This is a genomic window from Pseudomonas sp. ANT_J28 (assembly GCF_008370005.1).
Lineage (GTDB): Bacteria > Pseudomonadota > Gammaproteobacteria > Pseudomonadales > Pseudomonadaceae > Aquipseudomonas > Aquipseudomonas frigoris.
Genome location: NZ_VOBM01000101.1, coordinates 1 through 1353, shown reverse-complemented (window position 1 = coordinate 1353; position 1353 = coordinate 1). Strand labels below are relative to the sequence as shown.

1 protein-coding gene is annotated in these 1353 nt (G+C 54.4%); it reads left to right on the top strand.

Annotated elements, in window-relative coordinates; all coding sequences use genetic code 11:
- A partial coding sequence (locus tag FQ187_RS29845; protein ID WP_149632227.1) for a phospholipase effector Tle1 domain-containing protein occupies positions 1-1116 on the top strand: 1116 nt, incomplete at its 5' end.
- Positions 1117-1353: the final 237 nt, after the last annotated feature.

Below are 1353 nucleotides of genomic sequence, written 5' to 3'. Positions count from 1 at the left end.
ACATCGTTGGGTTTTACAACAACGAACGGCTGCACTCGAAACTGGGATATCTGCCACCGACCGTTTACGAACGGGCGACGGCGTCAAAATCACCTATCGAGGTGTCCGGAATTAGTTGACCACTACACACTGACGTTCGACACCTTTGGCTTCAGCCGTGGCGCCGCAGCTGCTCGGCACTTTGCCAATGAAATCGTACGCGCCAAGCAGGGCCCTTTAGGGGATGTCCTGCGCAGCAACCCCAACGCCTACAGCGCAACTTTCAACGACCAATACAAAAGCGGCATTCACATGGGCTTTATCGGCCTGTTCGATACCGTGCCATCGATTGCCGGGTGGTCCAATTTGGGGAATATCAAAAGCCCCATCGCAACAGGCATCAAACTCTACCTCGATCGTCGTTTTTTCACAGACGTCGTCCAACTGGTCGCACGTGACGAATGCCGAGCCAACTTTGCCCTCAGTCGAATCAAACCCGCATTCCCAGAAATTAGGGTGCCCGGCGTCCATTCAGACATCGGCGGCGGCTACCTCAAAGAGGCACAAGAGTGTGTGCTGATCAGCCCCATGCAGGCGCTCGAAGTACCACTCAATACAGATGTCGTCACCACGTCGATTTACCGGGATGCGGCGAGTGTAAAAAGCCTGTGGGTCTCCCAAGGCTGGCCATCGCAGTTACTGGAGGTTGTCACACCCGCTGCGTTCGAATTACCGAATGCCCCGCAAGACCGGCTCAGCCCAGGAACAAAACGTGTCTACGCTGCGTTGCAGCTCAAGCGTCCCGTGAGTGGCATGCTTTCAAGGGTGTATCTGCGAGTGATGCATCACTTGGCGAAGGAAAAAGGCGTTCGTTTCAACGATATCCCTAATTCGCCTGATCTGGCGGTTCCAGCTGAACTTCAGGCGCTGTGTGACAGGTTTGTCGCGGGCGACTACAGCACCACACCGCAAGATGAACGACTGCTGCAACTGAAGTACATCCATACGTCCGCCAACTGGAACCACCCTTTAGGTAGAAACGATGGTAGCGGTCTAAAGGCTGTTTACATTAATGCCCCCACGCAGGACGCGATCCGCGTGCAACACCCTCATGTACCTGACTGGACGCTTTGGTAATGAAACGACTCATCATGCTACTGGGCATTTTGCTCATTGCCGGTTGCCAGGCTGCGGAACCGCTTTCATCAAAAAATGACCCTAAGTCTCAATGGTGGGAACTCGCGTTTTGGACTTGCCCCTACAAAACCGGACACCAACTCCCTGTTAATTTGATGCCGCTGCCAAGCGCCTGAACTCCCTCGGTGAGCGATAGTTCATGGCGCTGTGCGGATGCTGCTCGTTGTAGTGCTCGAA